We start from the raw sequence: 20,237 nt of genomic DNA, 5'->3' as shown, positions 1-20,237 counted from the left end.
ACCGATTAAGCCGACAGCGTTGTGCTATGCGGCCCCGGCCCGGCCCTACGAGCGGAACGCCGTGGGATGCGTCTGCTCCCGCACCGACACGTACTGCTGCCGCACGGCCTGCCCCACGGCCAGCTCCTCGCCCGGGTCCAGCACCTGCGCCGCCGGACCCGGCCAGGCCGGCGGATGGCGCGGATCGAGTGTGCCCTGCGACACCCCGAGCGCCCAGGCGGCCTGCCGCGCCGCCCCGATCGCCGCGTAGTCCGCGGGCTGCGGTACGACGACCTGCGCCCCGAACAGCGCGGGCGCCGCCGCCTGCACGGCCGGCAGCTCGGCCGCCGCACCCAGCAGGAAGATCCGCCGTACCTCCACGCCCCGGCCGCGCAGCACGTCCAGCGCGTCCGCGAGCCCGCACAGCATGCCCTCGAACGCCGCCCGCGCGAAGTGCTCCGGCTTCATCGACTCGCGCCGCAGACCCGTCAGGGTGCCCGCGGTGTGCGGCAGATTCGGCGTCCGCTCACCCTCCAGATAGGGCAGCAGCACCAGCCCGTGCGACCCCGGGGTCGACTTAACCGCCAGATCGGACAGCGCCTCCAGATCGGCCACCCCGAGCAGGTCGGTGGCCCCGCGCAGGGTCCGTACGGCGTTCAGGGTGGTGACGACCGGCAGATGCATGCCGGTCGCGTCCGCCAGAGAGGTGATCATCCCGCTCTGGTCGACGAGGGCCTCGCGGTGCACGGCCATCACGGACCCGGAGGCACCCAGCGACACGACCGCGTCCCCGAGGCCGATGCCCAGCCCGAACGCGGCGGCCATGGTCTCGCCGGTGCCGGCCGAGATCAGCAGGCCCTCCGGTGTCGTACCGGCCGCGTCGGAGGGGCCGATCACCTCGGGCAGCATGACCTGGTGACCGAGCGCCAGCTCCACCAGCTCGGGCCGGTAGCCGCCGGTGGCCGCCGACCAGTAACCGGTTCCGGAGGCGCCGCCCCGGTCGGTGGTGCGGCGCACCGGCCGCCCGAGCAACTGCCACACGAGCCAGTCGTGGGCCTGGAGCAGCACGGCGGTGCGCAGGGCGGCATCGGGCTCGTTCTTCGCCATCCAGCGCAGCTTGGTCACCGGCTGAGCGGCCTGCGGCACACTGCCGACCGCCTGTGCCCACGCCTCGCGCCCCCCGAGCGCGTCGACGAGATCGGCCGCCGCGACCTGGGCGCGTTTGTCGCCGCCGACCATCGCCGGGCGCACGGTGTTGCCCTGCGCGTCGAGTGGCACGATGGCGTTCTGCTGCGCCGACACGCCGATGGCCTGCACGCCTTCCAGCAGTCCGCCGCCGGCCGCCTCCCCGAGGGAGAGCAGCCAGGCCTGCGGATCGACATCGGAAGGACGGCCGGCACCGTCGGAACCCTCCACCGGATGCGGCGCATAGCCCTGCCTGAGCACGGCCCCTGTGTCCGCGTCGCAGACGACGATGCGAGTGAATTCGGGCGAACTGTCCAACCCGGCGACTATCCCCATGGCCAAAATTCTGCCGCACCGCGAGGGGTGACCGCGTCGGCTCGGCGCGCCTTACGTATGACTGGTGCCCCAGTCGTCCGATCCGTCGCTCTGCGCCGACCGCTCCCGCAGGGACCGGACCCGGCCCGCGACCGACTCGGGCATCCGGTCACCGACCTTGTCACTGACCACGTGGTACGCCTTGCCCGCGAACTGGCGGCCCTGCTGCGCCGCCGATTCCGCCGTGTTGCGCACGGCGGGGTTCTGCGCGACCTGCCGCGCGGACTTCTTCAACTGTTCGTAGCGCTCCCGCCCGGCCTTCGTGCCGAGCACGTAGCCCAGGGCGAGTCCGACGACGAATGTGAGCCGGTAGCGCATGACGGCCACCCTTCCCTCGTGTAGGTCTGCGGTGCGGCATCGGTGCCTGAGGGGAACCGATTGGCGGAGCACCCCCCTGCTTGCGCTAATGTATGTGTCGCAGCGAGCGTCCGCCCCCTGGCGAATACCCAGGTAGGGGCGTTCGATGCAAACGAGGCATTCCTCCGTAGCTCAATTGGCAGAGCAGCCGGCTGTTAACCGGCAGGTTACTGGTTCGAGTCCAGTCGGGGGAGCTCGGTCCTCCGTAGCTCAATTGGCAGAGCAGCCGGCTGTTAACCGGCAGGTTACTGGTTCGAGTCCAGTCGGGGGAGCATCGTGATCGAGGACCCTTAGGGGTCCTTTTTCATGTCGCCGGGAACCGCGCAGGTCGCAGCGCGGTCCTCATGGTCAGCGGCGTCGGACCAGGCGGCGCGTGAGATCGTATGAGCGGCTATGCTGCGGCAGACGGCGCGCACACGTGTACGCGACACGCCGCTTTGGGGCGGTAGCTCAGCCGGTTAGAGCAGCGGACTCATAATCCGCCGGCCGTGGGTTCGAGTCCCACCCGCCCCACCTTGAACGTCACCGTCTGCGGAAACGTCTCATCAGGTGTTCGGGACTTCGGCTGAGCGGACTGAATCCATGACCCCGGAGCGTTCGGTGACGCGCCCGGCCGGGCGACCGTACTCGCGGTCTCCCCAGAGGTGCAGCACCGCTTTCCCTCTGACTACGCACCCTGCCGCGCCTGGGCCGGGCCAACGCCGTGGCCGGCGTACCGGCGAGCAGCTCGCCGGACATCTCCCTGACCCACCGGAAGATCCATCCCTTGATCGAGGACTTCTCCGGCCGGCCGGCGCTGCTCGTCTCGCTCCTGTTCGGCGTCCGGTACGCCGGGTCGGGCTGAGGTCTCCCGGGCCTCGGCAGGTGTCACCGGTCGGTGGCGTCGGTGCCTGGCCGTCCCGCAGTCCCACGGGATCGCGGTGACATATAGGGGCTGCGGTACGGAACTCACACCGCTGCCAACGCCAGTTGGATGCCGTGACGAGGACCAGCGGGACCCGGGGGTCGGGAGCGCCGCCGACATCCCTACCGGCCGTCTCGCCGGGCCGGTGCCGCCGGCCGTCGCCGTGTGCCCCGTGACCCGGGCCATCCGATCGACCTCGTCGTGCGGTGAGCGTGCCCGTGCCACGACCGATGGGCTGAGGCGGCCGGGGTTGGGGCACGGGTCTACGCCGCTGTCGCCCGGCAGCAGGCCACTGGTCGCACTGTCGGTTGTCGGCGTCCCCTCGGCACCGGACTCCTCACCGGCGAGAGGCCACGACCCGTTCGGGCGGGATCGACGTCCGCGCCTGATCGAGGGCCGGTGGTGTCCGCGTGTGGAGGGGCGAGGTCGGCATGTCGAGCTTCGGGGCTCTCTGCCGCGTCGGCGTGAGGACCGGCAACGGCCAGGTGTCACGGTGTCAGTTCCCGCCGCGCAGGGCCGTCCACGTGTCGTGGCCGACGATGCCGTCGACGGTCAGTCCCCTGTCGCCCTGGAAACCGCGTACGGCGGTTTCCGTGCCGGAGCCGAAGATGCCGTCGGCGCCGCTGTCACCGACGCCGTAGCCGCGCTTCGTCAGCATGCACTGCACCTGGAGCACGCGTTTGCCGGTGTCGCCCTGGCGGGTGCGGCCGTTGCCGAAGTAGTGGGTGCAGTCGGTGTTCCAGGGCGCGGTCGCGGGCTCCGCGGAGGGGCTGCTCGGGGCCGGGGTGGGGGTGGTGGAGGAGCCGGGCCCGGCCGGTGGGCTGGCGGGGGTGGCCGTAGGGGCGGCGGAGGGCGACGGGGAGGCGGTGGCGAGGGGGTCGGAGGTGTCGCCGGTGGAGCCGTCGGGGCTGGCCGCGCTGCCGGGGCCGCTCTCGGTGGACGTACCGCCGCCGGCGCCGCGCGAGGGGGAGGAGGCGGTGCCGCCGGACCCGGAACCGGCGGGGCCGGTCGCGGCCGATCCGGGTGAGTGGGCGGCGGCGGGGGTGTCCTGACGGGTGAGGGCGTAGACGCCCGAAGCGATCAGGCAGACGGCGACGGCCGTGGCGCCGGCCAGCAGCGGCTTGCGGCGGGACCGGAGGGAGGCGACAGGCGGGTGCGGTACGGCGGGGGAGGGGCTCGGCTCGTCGGCGGGAGGGGGCGGTGCCGCGGCCGGGCGGCCTAAGCGGGCCCTGCGCTCTGCCGGGAGGCGGAACAGCACCTCGTACGCCCGCTGCCGGGCCAGCACCCTGCTGCCCAGTGGGTCGGGCCAGCCGGGCGGGCCGGCGTGGCGCACCGCCGTTTCGAGGAGTTCGGGCGGGGTGGGGCGCTGCTCGGGCTCCTTGGCCAGGCAGGCCGACAGCAGCGCGCCGAGCGCCGGGTCCGCCGAGGAGATCTCGGCGAGCAGTTCCTGGTTGGGCTCCTCGAAGGCCACCCGGTGCATGACGTCGACACCGGTGCCGTCGCCGAACGGGGCACGCCCGGACGCCGCGAAGACCAGCGTCCCCGCCAGCGAGAACACGTCGGACGCCGTGTCGGAGTGGCCCGTCCTGAGGTGCTCCGGGGACATGTAGGCGGGCGTTCCCACCCGGTTGCCCGTGCCGGTGATCGAACTCGCGTCCACCGCCTTGGAGATGCCGAAGTCGATGACGTGCGCGCCGCGGACGGTGAGCAGCACGTTGGACGGTTTGAGGTCGCGGTGGACGATGCCGGCGGCGGCCAGTTCGCACAGGGCCCGCGCGAGTTGATCCGCCACCTGCCAGACCGTGGCGGTGGCGAGGGCGCCGTCCTCCCGTACGGACTCCGCGAGGTCGGGTCCGGGGAGGTACTCGGTGGCCATCCACAGCAGTTCGTCCCGGAAACCGGTTCCACACAGTTTCGGCGCGTGCGGCGTGCGCAGCCTGGCGTGCACGGCCGCCTCTCGTTCGAACCGGCGCCGGAACCGGGGGTCCTCCGCGTACTCCGGCCGGATCACCTTCACGGCGACCAGGCCGGGGCTGTCGTCGACCGGACGAGCCAGGTAGACGCGCCCCATGCCGCCGCTGCCCAGCAGGGCCAACGGCACGTAGGGGCCGACCTGTCCGGGGTCGCCCGGACGCAGGGGTGAGGCCCCGGCCTGCCGCAGCGCGGTGGCCTCGCTCGTCGCCGGATCCGATGGCGACGGCCGCTGATCTGACACGGAGTTTCCCCGAAGTGGTTTTCGACGTACGTCAGTTCGCCTCAAGAGAAGAAGAGGCTAGCCCAGCCCCGGCGGACGGTCAGGGTTTCCCTCACTTCCGCCCTTCGGAGTCGTTCGGAGGTTGGTACACGTGCGGAGGCGTTCGAGGTGCGTGAGCGCGCCCGGGGAAGGATGCGGGTCCCTTCCCCGGGCGCGCTCACGCGTGTGAGCGGCGAGACGCGGCGCGGGTCAGGGGCGGACGGCCTTGCCGCGGCCCCACGCCCAGGCGAGGCGGTCCGCGCCGGACTGGTTGGTGGTCGCCAGCCAGGGGCGGGCCGGGTCGCCGGTCAGGGTCTGGAGGGAGTACGTGTCACCGGTGCGCAGTCCCGGCCAGTAGACCGACCCCATCTTCAGCTCGCGGAAGGTGTCGGTGACGGCCTGCATGTAGTTCACGAAGTTGTTGTCCGGCGCCGGCTTGTTGTAGTCGAAGCCGGTCGTCATGTGGGCGCCGAACTCGTCGGCGACGGTCCGGTTCGCACAGTCGCCGATGCGCACCTTGAGGTCGGCCACCCACTGGTCGTAGGTGGCGTACTCCTTCCAGAACCCGTAGTGGTGCAGGGAGAGGTAGGTGCCCTTCAGGCGCGGGTCGGCGCAGACGGTGGTGACGTGGTCGTTGTAGCCGGCGCCGCTGACGAAGACCCGGTTGCGGGGGACCGAGGAGTAGGTGTCGAGCCACTTCGCGGCGAGGTCGGCCCACTCGGTGTCGGTGTAGCCGTGCGGCTCGTTCATCGGTTCGAAGTACACGTTCCGGTCGTTCTTGTAAGCCTTTACGACCGTGTTCCACATGGGCCAGTAGGTGGCCTGGTCGTCGATGAAGCCGTCCTTGCGGGGGCCGGTGCCCTCCCAGTACGACAGGATGACCTTGAAGCCCTTGGCCGAGGCCGCGTCGATGACCGCTCGGTACGACTTCCAGTAGGTGCCGTTCACCGTGTACGGGTTGATCGGCAGCCGCACGGTGTTGGCACCGAGGTTGGCGCGGAACGCCGATATCACCCGGCTCGACTTGGTGTAGGTCTGGGCGTAGCTGTCGGAGAGCGACAGGCCCGACAGGACGACCGGGTCGTCGGCGAAGTTGTCCCGTGGGTCGGCCCAGTTGACGCCCTTGAACTGGCTGGTGTCCATGCGCGGGGCGGCCTGGGCGGGGGCGCCGGAGAGGCTGGTGCCCGCCCCCGCGATCAGCAGGGCGAGGAGGGCGGCTCGCAGGCGGGGGGTCCGGCGGGTGCCGGCGGGGATGGTGCGCATCGGCCTGGCCTTTCGGGTCGGGGAGGCGGCTCTGTTCGACGGCGTGGGGGGCTCGGTCTCTGGCGGCCTCGGGATGTTTACGCAAACATCAGCCACTGTGGCGATCCGATGTTTACGTAAACATGGCGGCGCCGGAATCGTGGCACCCACCACAGTGATCGTCAAGGTTTCCCACAGGTAACATCCGCGGTCCGCGGCCCGGGGGTGGTGGCGCTGAGAGCCGGTGCTCGTCGCGGGCACGCGTCGGCGGGACTTGCTCACCACCCCTCCGCCGAACCGGGACTGCCGGTGGACGACGCGGGCAGACGGAAAACGGCCCGTCCACCCGGCCACGGCCGGCCGAACGCGCGGCGGGTGTGGCAGGCCTGGGCGCGGACCGGTCCGGTCGCGCTCCCGCCTTCACCGGCCTTCCGATGCCCCTCATGGCACCCCGTGCCGGATTGTTCCCGGCGGCCTCCGACGGCGGGCCCGTCGGCCCGCCGGGGGTGGTTCGCGGGTGGCGTCCGGGCCGTAGGTAATGCGCCATGAATTCCTGCCGGGCCGCCGCTCCCGGTATCCCTCCGCGGGTGACCTCCCGAGGCCTCCCGGCCGTGAAGCGGATTTTCCATCCTGGCGGAAAATGGAGGCCGCTTCCTTCCGGTTGTGTAAGCGACTACCGTCGGTACCGTGCCGTGGAATTGTTCGGAACGATCACGGAGCCTCTTGATCGAATATGTCGAGGACCCGCCGACGGAGGGAATCAACAGTGCCTTTCAAGCGGTTACGCCCCGTCGTCGCCGTCTCCACGGTGTCCTTCCTGCTTTTCGGGGCGGCCGGTGTCCATGCCGAAGAGACTGTTCAGGCAGGGTCGGCACCCGACATCGCCGTCGCCAAGGTGATGCGGCACCTCGACGCGCTCCAGAAGATCTCCGGCGCGAACAACGGCAACCGGGCGCATGGCGCGACCGGTTATCAGGCATCCGTCGACTATGTCAGGGAGAAGCTCGACGCAGCCGGATTCACCACCGCGCTCCAGGAATTCCGGTTCGCCGGAGAGAAAAGCTGGAACCTGATTGCCGACTGGCCCCGCGGCGGCCGTTCCGGACAGGTCCTGATGGTTGGGGCGCACCTCGACTCGGTGGACACGAGCCCCGGAATCAACGACAACGGTTCCAGTGTGGCGGCCATCCTCGAGACCGCGCTCACGGTGTCCGCGAAGAAGGTCACTCCCTCCCAGCGCCTCCGCTTCGCCTTCTGGGGCACGGAGGAGGAGACGTACATCGGGTCCACGCACTACGTGGACACCCTGCCGGCGGCCGAACTGTCGAAGATCACCGCCTATCTGAACTTCGACATGATCGGCTCACCGAACCACGGGTACTTCGTCTACGACCACAGCCCCGAGATCGCCCGGCACTTCCACCGGTACTTCACCGCCAAGGGCATCCCCACCGAGCCCACCACCGCGCTCGACGGACGCAGCGACCACGAGCCGTTCCTGGCCGAGGGCGTCGCGGTCGGCGGCATCTTCACCGGCTCCGCGGAGATCAAGACCCCGGAGCAGGCCGCGAAGTGGGGCGGCACCGCGGGAGAGGCCATGGACAAGTGCTATCACCTGGCCTGTGACACCCCCGCCAACATCGACCGGGAGGCCTTGGACGTCAACACCGACGCCGTCGCGGGGATGGTGTGGAAGCTGGGCGTGCGCCCCTAGGGCCGGTCGTCACATTCCCGTCGTCCGGATCAGGGCGGGCTCGCGGGGTCTGGCACGTACTTCTCCGGAGGGGGCGTACCGGTTCGGGCTCCGGAGCGCACCCGCTCCGCCCGGCGCGGGGGCGGCGGGGAGCGACGGGGAGCGGCGGGAGAAGCGGCGGCAGTAGGGGCAGCGGCAGGGGTGGCGGGCCGTCAGGCGGTGGCGATCGGCTGGAGCGTGATCGGCGCGATCCGCCCCTCCAGCATCGCGCCCAGGCCCTGGGCGGCGCAGATGTCGGGTCGTTCGGCGATGTGCACCGGCATGCCGGTGGCCTCGCGGAGCATCTGGTCGAAACCGGGCAGCAGGGCGGAGCCGCCGACCATCATGATCCCGCGGTCGACCAGGTCGGCGACCAGGTCGGGCGGGCAGTCCCGCAGCACCCGTCCGATGCCGTCCAGGACGGCCGTCAACGGGGTCTCGATGGCGTCCCGTACGGCCGCGGTGTCGACCTGGACGGACCGGGCCAGGCCGGTGGCGACGTCCCGGCCGTGGATCTCCGTGGAGGCCGGGCCCTGCGGGGTGAGGCCGTTGCCGGACAGGGCCAGTTGCAGCGGCCGTACGGACTGGCTCGGGAGCATCAACTCGTGTTCGTGGCGCAGGTGCTGGACGATCGCGTGGTCCACGGCCTCGCCGCCGACCGGGATGCGTTCGGCTGTCACGATGGAGCCGAGGGAGAGGACGGCGACCTGGGTGGCGGCCGCCCCGCACACCATGATCATGGTGGCTTCGGGCCGTTCCACGGGCAGCCCGCAGCCGACGGCGGCGGCGATGAGGGTGTCGACGAGTTCGACGCGCCGGGCGCCGAGCCCGACGAGCGTCTCGATGGCCGCGCGCTGGGCCAGCGGGTCGGCGTCGTGCGGGGTGCAGGCGGCGGCCCGCAGAAACGGCTTTCGACGCAACTGGCGGCGGATCTTGTCGCCGATCAGGTGCCGCAGCATGCGCTGGGCCATCTCGATGTCGACGACCGTGCCACCGGAGACCGGGCGGACGACGCGAATGTAGTGCGGGGTGCGGCCGGTCATCTTCTCGGCGAACTCGCCGACGGCGATCAGCGCCCCGGTGCGGGTGTTCACGGCGGCGGCGGACGGCTGGTCGACGACGAGGCCGGCCCCCTTGACGTACACCCGCGTCCGCGCCGCGCCGAGGTCGACGGCGAAGTGGCAGCGGCGCAGCTGCTCCAGACTGGCGGTCATGGCAGGTCCTCCCGAGAGCGCAGACCGTGGCGGCCGCCGGGTGGCGACCTCCTTCGCATCGTGCGGGGGCGGGCGGACGGACGCCCGCTGGAGGGGGCCGGGCGGGGCGCCGCCGAATGGGGGTTCGGCCGGAGTCCGGCGTCCGCCGGCGGACGTCTACAGGGCCCGCGCCGCCTCCAGCACCTCCGTCAGCGACCGCACGGTCACCTCGCACCCCGCCGCCCGCAGGTCCTGCTCCACGGTCGGATTGCGCGCGAGGCCGACGAAGCGCAGGCCCGCCTGCTGGGCGGCGGTCAGCTCCGCCACCGTGGACCCGATCAGCACACCGGCGTCCGCCCCGACGCCCAGGGACCGCAGAGCCCGCAGCAGACACTCGGGGTCGGGCATGAGCGGCGCCGGATGCGGGCCGCGCCCGTGGACCCCGTCCAACGGCAGCCGGTACGGCTCCACATAGCGGTGTACGGCCTCCTCGCACACGTCCGTCACCACGGCCACCCGCCGCCCCGACTCGTGCAGCGCGCGTACCAGGGCGACGGCGTTGTGGGTGGTCGGCGCGTGCGGGACGGCCGCCAGTTCCAGTGCGTCCAGGCGGGCTCGGAGCAGCGGTCCGAACCGGTCGCGGGCGTAGACGCGCAGCACGTCCAGCGGATGCGTGAGCGCCTCCCGCGCCGCCGGAACCTCTGACGTGTCCCGTGTGTCCCGTGTGTCCCGCGTGTCCCGCGTGTCCCGCGGGTCGCGCTGAGCGGCGGCGACCGCCAGCAGATCCAGTGCGGCCTTGCGTGCCGCCGACGCCGTGAACAGCCGGGTCACCGGACCGTCGAAGCCGAGCAGCACGGCGCCGGCGCCGGCGAGGAGCCCGGTCGGCGAGGACGCCGTCGCCGGGCCGGCCGACGGCGGCTCGGGCGGGGGCGCCCACTCCGGGGCCAGCCGCACCGTGCAGCGCACCGCGAGACCCGGCACCGGCCACCTGCCCAACTGCGTGTCGAGCGCGCGCTGCGCCCCGGCCGCGCGGCGCGGCGAGTGATGGCGGGTGATACGCGGCGCCGCCTCCAGCAGGCGGGCGAGGAGCCGGTCCGCGACCCGCGTGATCTCCGCCCGCACGAAGGCCACCGGGTCCTCTACCCACCAGGTCAGTTCGGCGGTCCCCACGAACTCGCCCTTGCCCGAACTGGGCAGCGACACCGGGCGGGTGGCGTGCTGCGGGGTGAGGTCGACCTCGTAGTACGTCATCGGCCGCGTCGGCCGTCCGAGGTGCGGGCCGGCCGGGTCGAGGAGGGTGAGCGGGCCTCCGGACCACAGGTGCACGACGGCGGACCGGCCCGGCACGGGTGTGCCCGGCCGCTCCGGGGCCCTGGCGATGAAGGGCCCGCGCACCAGATCCCGCTCCTCCTCGGCACGCGGAGCGGGCAGCGGGCAGTACCAGGCCCGTGGCGGGGCGTCGGGGGCGGCGCCGTACAGCGGGCGGAAGCGGTGCGGCCCGGCGGCGGCGGAACTGTCGGCGAAGGCCTCGTAGAGGGTGGGCGGGACGAGGACCAGCACCGGGGCGGACGCCTGCGGGGACGGGGAAGGGGGCGCGGCTTCCTGCCCGTCCCGGGAACCGTCCTGGAACGTCACCCGCAGCCGCGGTGCCTCCGCCCGGTCGGTGAGGGGGCCGGGCAGCCAGCGCAGGGCCGCCGCCAGGACCGGCAGCAGGAAGACGTCGGGGTCGACGCGGACGCGGTAGCCGTCGGGCCGTACCAGCACCTCGTACTGCTGCGGCGTCAGACCGCCGCGGGACAGAACCTGGTGGACGGCGTACTCGAGGCTGATCCGCGCCTCTGGCCGGGAGCCGAGATCGGTGTCGGTCTCGAAGAGGAGGGTGGGCCGGGCCGTGGTGTCCCGGCCGCCGCTCACCGACTCCGGGCCGGTCCGCTGCTGCGCCCGCTCGTGTTCCTGTTCCTGCCGTACGGCGTCCTCGGCGCCCGTGCCCAGCCGCCGTACCGTCTCCTCGCTGACCGTCGCGAACGCCGTCCCTCCGCTCCCGGTGCCGGTCCGCGCGCGGAACTCGCCCGTGGCGAGGCCTGCCCGTTCGTCGATGAGGCGGCCCATCCGTTCCAGCAGGTCACGGATGCGGCCGCGCGCGGTGCGGGGGAGGGTGCGCTGGAGCAGTTCGCCGACTCCGGGGCGGAAGGCGTACGAGCCGGGCGGGCCCGGGACCGCGGTGAGCATGCCGCTGAGGATCACCTCGGCGAGATGCTGCGGGCGCGGGTCGCGCTCGACCGCGCGCTGCACCAGACGCATCACCGGAACGGAAGGGTCGGCCAGGGCCAGGTGCCCGGCGAGGCGGAAGGCCTCGGGGGTGGCGGTGGCGCGGAACCGCAGGACCAGGTCCTGGGCGGGCAGTCGCGCCGGATCGGCGGCCCGGTCCTGCTCGGGCGGCGCCGGGGACAGCCAGGCCGCCGCGCCCGGGGTGCGCGCGCCGCCGGGGCCGGCCACCAGCGCCGCCCAGTGGGCGAGCCAGGGGGCGCCCGGTTCCAGGACCGGCAGGGGGAACGCGGTGGGGTGCGGCCGGGTGGCGTCGGGGTCGTAGGGGGCGAAGGTGAGGGCGGCGGGCGGGGCCGCCGCGCCGGGGGAGGACAGGACGCCGGGCTCGGCGGGGAGCGCCGTGGTGGGCCACAGGTGTTCCGGCAGCGGCTGTACGACGGCCAGTGGCATCCGGGACGCCCAGTGCCGCAGGGTGGCGTACCAGCGGGTGCCCGCCGGGCCGGGGCGCCATTGCGGGCCCATGCAGTCGCTGACGACCAGGGTGAGGGTGCGTCCGTCGGCCGGGTCGGGCACGTGTCCGGCGCGGCCGTCGGGACCGGCGGGGTGGAGCGTGACCGTGCGGAAGATGCCCGACTGGGCCAGCACGGTGTGCAGTTCGCGCACGAGGGGGCGCCAGACCGGCATGGTCGGGCCGGTGTCGTGCACGAGGGCGAGGCGCAGCCAGCGCTCGCGCGCCGGGCGCAGCACGGGCAGCCAGACGTCCGGGTGCGCGCCGAGCCGGGCGATGCGGTCGGCCGTCGCCCGCTCGTCCAGGAGCCGGGCGCGGGCTGCCGGCACCGTGCGCTTCAGCGGGCGTAAGGCGCGTTGGAGGGCGAGGGGGCGGGGGAGCATCGGGGGAGCGGGGGCGAGCAGGGGAGTGCCGTCGGCGCCCTGTTCGCCTCGGGGCGGCGGGGTCGCGGACGGCAGGTGCAGGGGGACGCGGCCGGTCGGGGCCGGGGGAGGGGCCGGGAGGCGTGGGGGCGGCGGTTCGGCCGGGGAAGGGGCGGGGGCGGTGACCTCGCCCTGCCCTGGCGGCGGCGCGGGGGCGGGCGGAGTGAGTCTCCGGCTCTCCGGCCCAGCGCCCTCAGACCGGTCTCCCTCCGGCTGGCCTGCCAGCCACAGCAGTTCCGCCAGCTCGCGCGGGGTCGGGGCGGTCCCCGCGGCAGCTGTCAGGAGCGCGGCGAGCCGCCCGACGGCCGTACCGTCGCGCTCCTGCGGGGTCCTCTCAGGAACCGGCTTCTCCTCGGATACCGGTGGGCCGTCAGAAGCCATCGCCGTCCGCCGTCGCGCTCAGATAGGGCATCAGCTCGTCCGCCAGCGCGTCGCGGGAGTCCGCGTCCAGGCCTGCGACGCCCGTGAGGTAGAGGGCGTTCAGCAGCTGGTCGGTGGCGAGTTCGCCGGCGGCGGCGCGGGTCAGAAAGCGGTTGATGAGATGTTCCGCGTCGCCCGCCGGGGTGTCGAGGTGGGCGCGGACGATCTCGGTGAGCTGCTCACGGTCCGGGCGGCGCAGCCGCAGGCGGACGCAGCGGCGCAGGAAGGCGGGCGGGAACTCGCGCTCGCCGTTGCTGGTCAGCACCACGAACGGGAAGGCGCGGCAGCGCACCCGGCCGCGGCTGACCGTGACCGGCGCGTCCGTGTCGTCGGCGAGGACCTCGGCGGTGGCGCCCTCGGTGATGTGGCGGGCGGCACGCATCAGTTCGGGGATCTCGTACTGGCCCTCCTCCAGCACGTTCAGCAGGTCGTTGGGCAGGTCGAGGTCGCTCTTGTCGATCTCGTCGACCAGGAGGACGCGGGGACGGCCGTAGGGCAGCAGGGCCGTGCCGAGGGGGCCGAGACGCAGGTGTTCCTCGACGTCGGCGTTCGCCGGCGGGCCGCCCCCGGGTCCGCCGGTCCCCGGCGCCGCACCCTCGGGCCTCGCGTCTCCCGCCCGCCACGCCGCCCGCCGGGCCGCGTACAGCCGGGACAGCGGGTCGTACTGGTAGAGCCCGTCGGAGAGGGTGGAGCGGCTGGTGATGTTCCAGCGCAGGACCGGGCCGAGCCGCAGTTCGCGCGCCACCGCGTAGGCCAGGGAGGACTTTCCGGTGCCGGGCGGGCCGGTGACCAGCAGCGGGCGGCGCAGGACGAGTGCGGCGTTGACGAGCTGGACGGTCTCGGGGGCGGCCACGTAGGTGCGGGCGCGGTGCGCGCGGTCGGGGGAGACGGCGGCCCGGTCGTCGGTGTCCCGGGGCTGGGGCAGGACGGGCTCGCCGTCGAACGCCCGCCAGGGCGGCGGCGCGGGCAGGTCGTCGATGCCGTCGTGCGGCTCGCTGTTCCCGGTGTAGACGGACCAGTGGGGCATGCGGGATCTCTCCGTGCGGTGAACTCGGCTGCGGGTGCGAGGGTGCGAGGGTGCGCGGGCGTGAGGGTGCGCGGGCGTGCGGGTCTGGGAGTCCGGCCGCGGGCGGTCAGGCCACGGGCGATCGGACGTGCGCCGCCCCCGTCTCGCCGTGCGGGTCGGTGAAGACGCGCGGGTCGTCCCACAGCAGTTGGATGTCACGCGCCCAGTGCTCGTCCTCGGCGTCCGCCTCCTCGCGCAACTCCAGGATTCTGCGCGGGAGTTCGGCGGGCGGGACACCGGACACGCAGGTGTCGAGCTGGTCCAGGAAACTCTTGCCCGTGCAGTCGGCGCCGCCCGCGCAGGGCTCCTCGGGGCCGCTGTCGCAGCCGCCCCGGGACCAGACGACGACCGGGGCGGGTGCGGTGAGCGTGGTGTCGAAGTGGGGGCGGGTGCGGGGCGCGGCCGGTGCGGTGCCGAAACCGGCGAGACAGGCGTCGGACTGCCGCAGCCGTACCCGCAGCCGGCGCGGCTCCTCGGGTGTGCCGCACTCCACCCGGTGCAGTTGGGCGCCGGGCGCGGAGTCGAGCCGGTTCCAGGAGCGGGTCAGCTGATGCCGGGCGCCCGCTCGCCGCCGCGCCTGGTCGGTGACCACCAGGGGATACACGCAGCCGAGCGGGGTGTCGTCGTCGGGCGCGCTCGCCCAGCGGTCCACGGGCAGGTCGATCCAGTCGCGGGGCAGCGCGAACGCGATCAACTCGTCGGAACCCGGCGTCAGATACCCGAAGGCCGCCTCGATCCGCTCCTGCACATAGGCGTGCAGCCGGGACTGCGGGACGGTGTCGGACCCGACCGGATGCCGACGGCCCCCGCTGTACGCCGACACCTCGACGCGGACCTGGCCGTCGCCCGCGCCGCTGTGCCGGAGGTCGACGAGGATGGGCGACCACTCGGGCGCGGCGGGCGTCTCCACGGGGGCCCGGAACAGCGCCTCCACGTGTTCGGTGAAGCGGGAGACGGTGCCTGCCGCGTCCTCGCCGTCGATCTCGCACAGCACGAACAGCGCGGCCGAGCGCAGCGAGTCGAAGCCCTCCGGCGGCGGTTCGGGGTCCAGCGGCCCGGCGGCGGCCCGGTAGAGCCGTACGGGGTCGCAGTCCAGGCCGGCGCGGACCGCCCGCTCGACCAGTTCCCGGAGCCGGGCGCGGTCGGCGGTGCGGTGGTCGGAGGTGGGGACGAGCCCGGCGAGATCGGGCCAGTGGCGGGCCAGCACCTCGGTGGGCATCATCCGCCCGTTGCGCACGCCCCGCGTCCCGGCCGCGGCCGTGACCATGCCGACCACCTCTCCCGTTTCGACGAGGGTGACGGCGGCACCGCTGAACCCCGGTTCGAGCGGCTGCCCGTCCGGCTGCCAGGCCTCCAGCTGCATCCACTCCTGGTTGATCAACTGCGGCGCGGTGACCCGGTATTCGGCGAGCGTGCCCTCGTCGAAGCCGAGCGGGAAGCCGTACACGACGAGCTTGCGCGGCTGCCGGCCGTACGCGGTGTCGACGGGCGCGAGCGCCGCCGGGGCGATGTCCACCTCGTGGGCGAGTTCCAGTACGGCGAGGTCGCCGAGGTCGGTGGCGCCGCCGGCCCAGCCGCCCTCGGCCACGACCCGGGCCGGGACGGGCGCCGAGCCGGGCCGCTCCGTGAAGGTCACCGCCAGCGCCTCCGCCGGCCCCTCGTGCACGACATGGGCGCAGGTCAGGACCTTGCGCGGGGTGACCAGGAAGCCGGCCCCGACGACCTGTCCGGCGCACTCGATCCGGGCCTGCCACTCGGCGCTTCTCATGAGGCGCCGGAAGGCTCCGGGCGAGGGGAGCGCGAAGCGGCATCCGGCCGAGGGGAAGGGGTCTGGGGTGGAGGGGAGGAGGACTCCGGCTGCGGGGCCGGTGCGGTGTCCTGCGGCCGGTCCGCCGGCGGGGACCAGGTGAGCCTGACGATCAGGTGGCCCTCCGCGGTGCCCTTGGCGATGATCGCGCCCGTCTCGGCCGCCAGCTTCACCCCGAACTCGATCTCCACGCCGTCGGGCCGCAGCGCGCCGTCGCGGAAGACCCGCAACGCCGACTCCGCGGCCGAGCGCACGCCCTCCAGGGCGCCCTCGAAGGTACGGGCCGCCTGCACGGTGCCGTCGCCCCGGGCCACCAGCCGGGAACCGGGCCGCTGTTCCTCGACGGCCTCGACGGCGACCACGGCGCCGTCGTCCGTCTTGAACTCCACCACTGCTGCCATGACGCCCCCGTCGTACTCCTCGAACCGCGGCTCTGTGCGCCGCCATTGTTACGGACGGTACGTGAGATTGTCCTGTCCCCGCTTCCACCGCCCGCCGGCGTTGTCGGAAACCGGCCACGACGTCCATGCACCGCCTCCCGGGGCGTCGGCACGCCTCACGGCAGGTCCGTGCGCACGACCCCCAGCTCCGCCAGGTCCTGCGGCCGGATGCGGAGTTGCCCGGCCGTCGCCTCGACCTCCTCGGGCGGCCGCTTCAGGATCGCGGCGGCCGACTCCGGGGCGATCACCGAGAAATAGCTGTCCGGGGTGGCCCAGGTGCGGCCGGGCGCGGCCAGCGCCAGCGCGCCCCCGGAACCGCCCTCGCCGATCACCAGCGTGGTGACGGGCGTCCGCGCGGTGGCCACCGCGCCGAACAGTCCGGCGATCGCCGCGCCCGCGCCCTGCCGCTCCGCCTCGGCGTCGTTGGCCGCGCCCGGTGTGTCCACCAGGGTCAGCACCGGGATGCCGAGCCGGTCCGCGAGCCGGATCAGCCGGGTGGCGGTGCGGTAGCCGGCGGGCCGGGTCGCGGCCCCCGTCTGGGCGGCGTACGCGACGCTGCGACCCTGATGCTCGCCGAAGCCGCACCGCATGCCGTCCGGATCGGTGCCGCCGCAGCGGTCGCCGCCGATCGCGGCGCGCACGGTGAAGTAGGCGTCCAAGTAGGCGTCGGCGCGCGGGCGTCGCGGCGACCGGGCACGCCGGACGGCGTCCCAGCCGGTGGCCGGCAGATCCTCCGCACCGAGGGCACGGGGAACCGGCGCGGGTTCCTCCGACGGGCGGCTCAGCAGCCGCAGCCACCGCCCCAGCGCCTCCCGAAGCTCCCCCGGCTCCACGACGGCGTCCGCCGACCCCGCCGCGACCTGCGCCTCGGCGGTGTACGCGGCCGGGTCCGCGTCGGGCGGCCGTACCCGCGACCCGGCGAAGCCGACCTGCGCGCCCGGCAGCGCGAGCACCACGTCGGCGCCCGCGCCCAGGGTCGCCCAGCCGCCGCCCGTCGTCGGGTCGCGCAACACGGCGACCTGTGCCAGCCCGGCCTGCCGGGTCAGCGCCGACTGCCGCGCGACGCGCTGGAGTTGGGTGAGGGCCAGCATGCCCTCCTGCATCCGGGAGCCGCCCGTGGCGACCAACGGGACGACGGGCAGCCGGTGTTCACGGGCATAGGTGTACGCCGCCTCCAGCCGGTCGCCGGTGCGTTCGCCCAGCGAGCCGCCCAGGAAACCGAACTCGAACGCGATCAGCACGGCCCGGGTGCCCTCGACATCGCCGGTGCCGCAGACCACGGACTCCGTCTCCCCGGTCCGTTCGCCCGCACGGGCGCGGGAGGCGCCGTAGCCGGGCCAGGAGAGGGGCCCGTCCGGTGCCGACGCTCCGTCCGGACAGGGGAGTTCGTCGAAGGAGTCGCAGACGAGGGCGAGGATCTCGCGCGCGGAGAGCCGAAGGGGGCCGCTCATGAGGGCAGCGCCCGCTTCATGATCTTCCCCATGTCGTTGCGGGGCAGCACGTCGAGATACCGCACCACGCGGGGCCGCTTGTGCGGAGCGAGCCGCATGGCCACATGGTCGGCCAACTCGCCCTTGGACGGCGGCGATTGCCGGTCCTGCGGCACGATCCACGCCACGATCCGCTCCCCGAGGTCGGCGTCCGGCTCGCCGGTGACGGCGGCCTCCCGCACCCCCGGATGCTCCAGCAGCGCGTTCTCGATCTCACCGGCGCCGATCTTGTAGCCGCCGCTCTTGATCAGGTCGGTGGCCTTGCGCCCCACGATCCGGACGTAACCGTCACCGTCGCGGACCGCCATGTCCCCGGTCCGGAACCACCCGTCGGCCGTGAACGCCCCGGCCGTGGCGTCCGGCCGGTTGAGGTACCCGGTGAACAGGTTCGGCCCGCGCACCTGGATCTCCCCCACGCTCTCCCCGTCGTACGCCGTCAGGGGCGTCCCGTCCTCCTCCACGAGCCGCAGCTCCACGCCCGGCAGCGGCAGCCCGACCGTGCCCGCGCGGGGTTCCCCGTCGGCGCGCACGGAGGTGTTCATCAGCGTCTCCGTCATGCCGTACCGCTCGATCACCCGCTGCCCGGTCGCCGCGGTGATCCGTTCGTGGTCGTGCACGGGCAGCGCGGCGGAGCCGGAGACGAGCAGCCGGGCCCGGCCGAGAGCCTTGGCGAGGCCGGGGTCGTCGGGGAGGGTCTCGGCGAGCCGGTGGTACATGGTCGGCACCCCGAACAGCATGGTCGCGCCGCTGTTCAGCTCCCGGGCCACCCCCTCGGCGGAGAACCGCCCCAGATGCCGCACGGATCCTCCGCGCCGCAGCGGCCCCAGGACGCCCAGCACCAGCCCGTGCACATGGAACAGCGGCAGCCCGTGGACGAGCACGTCCTCGCCGGTCCACCCCCAGGCGTCGGCGAGCGCGTCGAGCGTCGCCGCGACCGCCCGCCGGGGGATGACCGCGCCCTTCGGCGGGCCGGTGGTGCCGGAGGTGTAGACGACGAGGGCGGGGTCCTCGTCGCCCACGGGGGCTCGGTCGGGGAGCCGTCCGCCGGTGGCCCGCACGTCCACGTCGACGCGCGGCAGGTCACGTACGGCGGAGGGGAGTTCGTCCCCGGGCGCGGCCAGGATGAGCGCGGGCGCGCTGTCGGACAGGATGTGCCCGAGTTCCTTCTCCCCGGACCTCGGGTTGAGCGGCACCACCGGAACCCCGGCCTCCAGCGCCGCCACGACGGCCACGGCCGTCTCCAGCGCGGGCGTCGCCCATACGGCGACCCGCCCGCCGCCGCCCGGCAGCCGGCCCATCAGGGAGCCCGCCGCACCGGCGAGTTCCGCGTACGTCAGGAACCGGTCACCGAACCGCATCGCCACACGGTCGGACGGCGGATCGGACCGGGGGCCCGACGGCGGGTCCGTCAGGGCCGGGAAGAGAGAGGACACCGGAACACTCCTCGGGCAGGGGACGACACGTCGTTCCTACCCCATGACCGGCCCGACCCGCCGGTTCCGGAGGTTGACGCCCGTCACTTCGACACACGTCGGCCACGACACAGCTCACGTTGTCCGGGCCGCCCGCGCCGTTCGCCTCGGCGACCAGGGCGAGGACCGTGTCGGCGGGGGACGGGGTCTCGGTGAGGAGGGCGCGGAGACGGGGTTCGGGGACGACCGTCGACAGGCCGTCGGAGCACAGGAGGTAACGGTCGCCGGGGTGGGCGTCGTGCAGGCGCAGCTCCGCGTTCGGGGGCGTGGGGCCGGGCAGGGCCCTGAGGAGGAGGGCGCGCTGCGGGTGGGCGCCGGCCTCCCCGGCGGTCAGCCGGCCCTCGTCGATCATCGACTGGACGACGGTGTGGTCGTGGGTGATGAGGAAGAGGGCGCCGTCGCGCAGGAGATACGCGCGGGAGTCCCCGATATGGACCAGGGCGAGGCGGGAGCCCGTCCACACCAGCGCCGTCAGGGTCGTACCGGCGTCGCCCGCGCCGTCCGCGGCGTCCCGCACCGCGTCGTTCGCGCCGCGCACGGCGTCCTCCAGGAGGTTGAGGACGTCTCCCGCCGGCGCCTCCTCGGTGTCCAGGAAGCGCAGGGCCTCCACGGCCGCGCCGCTGGCGGGGGCGCCCGCCGGTCCGAAGCCGTCGGCGACCGCGAGCAGCCTGCCGCCGGCGTACGCCGTGTCCTGGTTCTCCGGGCGGACCCGGCCCCGGTCCGAATGGGCGGAGTGACGAAGTTCCAGCATGGTGGTGTCCTTCCTGGACATCTCGGGTGTCTGCGACAACTGGTCCACGAGGAAGGCCGCGAGATCACGCCGTACGGCCGTCTCCGCCTCGACCCGCGCCCAGTAGGCGCGGATCTCGGCGGCGGCGGCCGCGGGGGCGAGCGCGCACACCTCGCGGATCCGTGCCAGGGGCATCCCGAGCCGCCGCAGCCACGCCACCAGCCGCGCCTGCTCCAGCTGGCCGGTCGTGTAATAGCGGTAACCGGTGTCCGGGTCGACCCTCGCGGGCCGCAGCAGCTCCAGCTCGTCGTAGAGCCGCAGTGCCTTCGGCGACAGCCGGGAGGCCTTCGCGAAGGCGCCGATCGTCAGCATGTGCATGCGCGCTCCGGTTCTCGTGTCCGTTCCGCCGTTCCGCCA

General features: G+C 73.8%; 13 protein-coding genes, 3 tRNA genes and 1 pseudogene. 5 read left to right on the top strand and 12 right to left on the bottom strand.

Annotated features, from left to right (window positions below):
• Positions 1 to 45 precede the first annotated feature (45 nt).
• Positions 46 to 1,500 (bottom strand): FGGY family carbohydrate kinase, encoded by a 1,455-nt coding sequence (locus ACFWJX_RS21715; RefSeq protein ID WP_383245568.1) that lies wholly within the window; start codon positions 1,498 to 1,500, stop codon positions 46 to 48.
• Between the two features lie 51 nt (positions 1,501 to 1,551).
• Positions 1,552 to 1,857 carry a YtxH domain-containing protein gene (locus ACFWJX_RS21710; protein WP_383245565.1) on the bottom strand — a complete coding sequence of 102 codons (306 nt, stop codon included), beginning with the start codon at positions 1,855 to 1,857 and terminating at the stop codon, positions 1,552 to 1,554.
• A 160-nt stretch (positions 1,858 to 2,017) separates the two neighbouring features.
• Here ACFWJX_RS21710 and ACFWJX_RS21705 point away from each other — a divergent pair.
• The 4 genes from ACFWJX_RS21705 to ACFWJX_RS21690 all read left to right on the top strand — a co-directional run bounded on the left by ACFWJX_RS21705 (position 2,018) and on the right by ACFWJX_RS21690 (position 2,740).
• Positions 2,018 to 2,090 (top strand) — tRNA-Asn (locus ACFWJX_RS21705).
• Between the two features lie 5 nt (positions 2,091 to 2,095).
• Positions 2,096 to 2,168, top strand: a tRNA-Asn gene (locus ACFWJX_RS21700).
• 167 nt (positions 2,169 to 2,335) lie between these two features.
• A tRNA-Ile gene (locus ACFWJX_RS21695) sits at positions 2,336 to 2,409 on the top strand.
• A gap of 190 nt (positions 2,410 to 2,599) precedes the next feature.
• Positions 2,600 to 2,740 (top strand): hypothetical protein, encoded by a 141-nt coding sequence (locus tag ACFWJX_RS21690; protein ID WP_383245562.1) that lies wholly within the window; start codon positions 2,600 to 2,602, stop codon positions 2,738 to 2,740.
• A gap of 556 nt (positions 2,741 to 3,296) precedes the next feature.
• On the opposite strand, the gene ACFWJX_RS21685 is transcribed toward ACFWJX_RS21690, so the two are convergent.
• The gene (locus tag ACFWJX_RS21685; protein ID WP_383245560.1) at positions 3,297 to 5,015 is read right to left on the bottom strand and encodes a protein kinase; all 1,719 of its coding nucleotides are present in this window, start codon (positions 5,013 to 5,015) and stop codon (positions 3,297 to 3,299) included.
• Positions 5,016 to 5,243: 228 nt separating this feature from the next.
• The gene (locus ACFWJX_RS21680) at positions 5,244 to 6,296 is read right to left on the bottom strand and encodes a glycoside hydrolase family 5 protein (protein ID WP_383245558.1); all 1,053 of its coding nucleotides are present in this window, start codon (positions 6,294 to 6,296) and stop codon (positions 5,244 to 5,246) included.
• Positions 6,297 to 7,041: 745 nt separating this feature from the next.
• On the opposite strand from ACFWJX_RS21680, the gene ACFWJX_RS21675 reads away from it, so the two are divergent.
• A complete protein-coding gene (locus ACFWJX_RS21675; RefSeq protein ID WP_383245555.1) occupies positions 7,042 to 7,989 on the top strand; it encodes a M28 family metallopeptidase in 948 nt (315 codons plus the stop codon).
• 191 nt (positions 7,990 to 8,180) lie between these two features.
• Here the strand turns inward: ACFWJX_RS21675 and ACFWJX_RS21670 are convergent, their stop codons facing one another.
• The 8 genes and pseudogenes from ACFWJX_RS21670 to ACFWJX_RS21635 form a co-directional block, all read right to left on the bottom strand.
• Complete coding sequence (locus ACFWJX_RS21670) at positions 8,181 to 9,221, bottom strand: rod shape-determining protein (RefSeq protein WP_383245553.1); 1,041 nt, start codon at positions 9,219 to 9,221, stop codon at positions 8,181 to 8,183.
• A 156-nt stretch (positions 9,222 to 9,377) separates the two neighbouring features.
• Entirely contained in the window at positions 9,378 to 12,776 is a 3,399-nt protein-coding gene (locus ACFWJX_RS21665) for an SAV_2336 N-terminal domain-related protein (RefSeq protein WP_383245551.1), read from the bottom strand.
• Complete coding sequence (locus ACFWJX_RS21660) at positions 12,766 to 13,842, bottom strand: AAA family ATPase (protein ID WP_383245548.1); 1,077 nt, start codon at positions 13,840 to 13,842, stop codon at positions 12,766 to 12,768. Before ACFWJX_RS21660 ends, ACFWJX_RS21665 begins: the two co-directional genes overlap by 11 nt.
• Before the next feature lie 106 nt (positions 13,843 to 13,948).
• The gene (locus ACFWJX_RS21655) at positions 13,949 to 15,649 is read right to left on the bottom strand and encodes a trypsin-like peptidase domain-containing protein (protein ID WP_383245546.1); all 1,701 of its coding nucleotides are present in this window, start codon (positions 15,647 to 15,649) and stop codon (positions 13,949 to 13,951) included.
• A complete protein-coding gene (locus ACFWJX_RS21650; protein WP_383245543.1) occupies positions 15,646 to 16,089 on the bottom strand; it encodes a CU044_2847 family protein in 444 nt (147 codons plus the stop codon). Before ACFWJX_RS21650 ends, ACFWJX_RS21655 begins: the two co-directional genes overlap by 4 nt.
• 155 nt (positions 16,090 to 16,244) lie before the next feature.
• Positions 16,245 to 17,579, bottom strand: a complete 1,335-nt coding sequence (locus ACFWJX_RS21645) for a carboxyl transferase domain-containing protein (RefSeq protein WP_383245540.1) — start codon at positions 17,577 to 17,579, stop codon at positions 16,245 to 16,247.
• Positions 17,576 to 19,051 (bottom strand): acyl-CoA synthetase, encoded by a 1,476-nt coding sequence (locus ACFWJX_RS21640; protein WP_383245537.1) that lies wholly within the window; start codon positions 19,049 to 19,051, stop codon positions 17,576 to 17,578. The genes ACFWJX_RS21645 and ACFWJX_RS21640 overlap by 4 nt, the downstream gene beginning before the upstream one ends.
• A 94-nt stretch (positions 19,052 to 19,145) precedes the next feature.
• Positions 19,146 to 20,198, bottom strand: a pseudogene (locus ACFWJX_RS21635) (MerR family transcriptional regulator); the annotation flags it as partial.
• Between the last annotated feature and the right edge of the window lie 39 nt (positions 20,199 to 20,237).

This window comes from Streptomyces sp. NPDC058335 (assembly GCF_042723915.1).
GTDB lineage: Bacteria > Actinomycetota > Actinomycetes > Streptomycetales > Streptomycetaceae > Streptomyces.
Note: the sequence above shows the minus strand (reverse complement) of the source record. Positions and strands in the feature narration are given on the sequence as shown.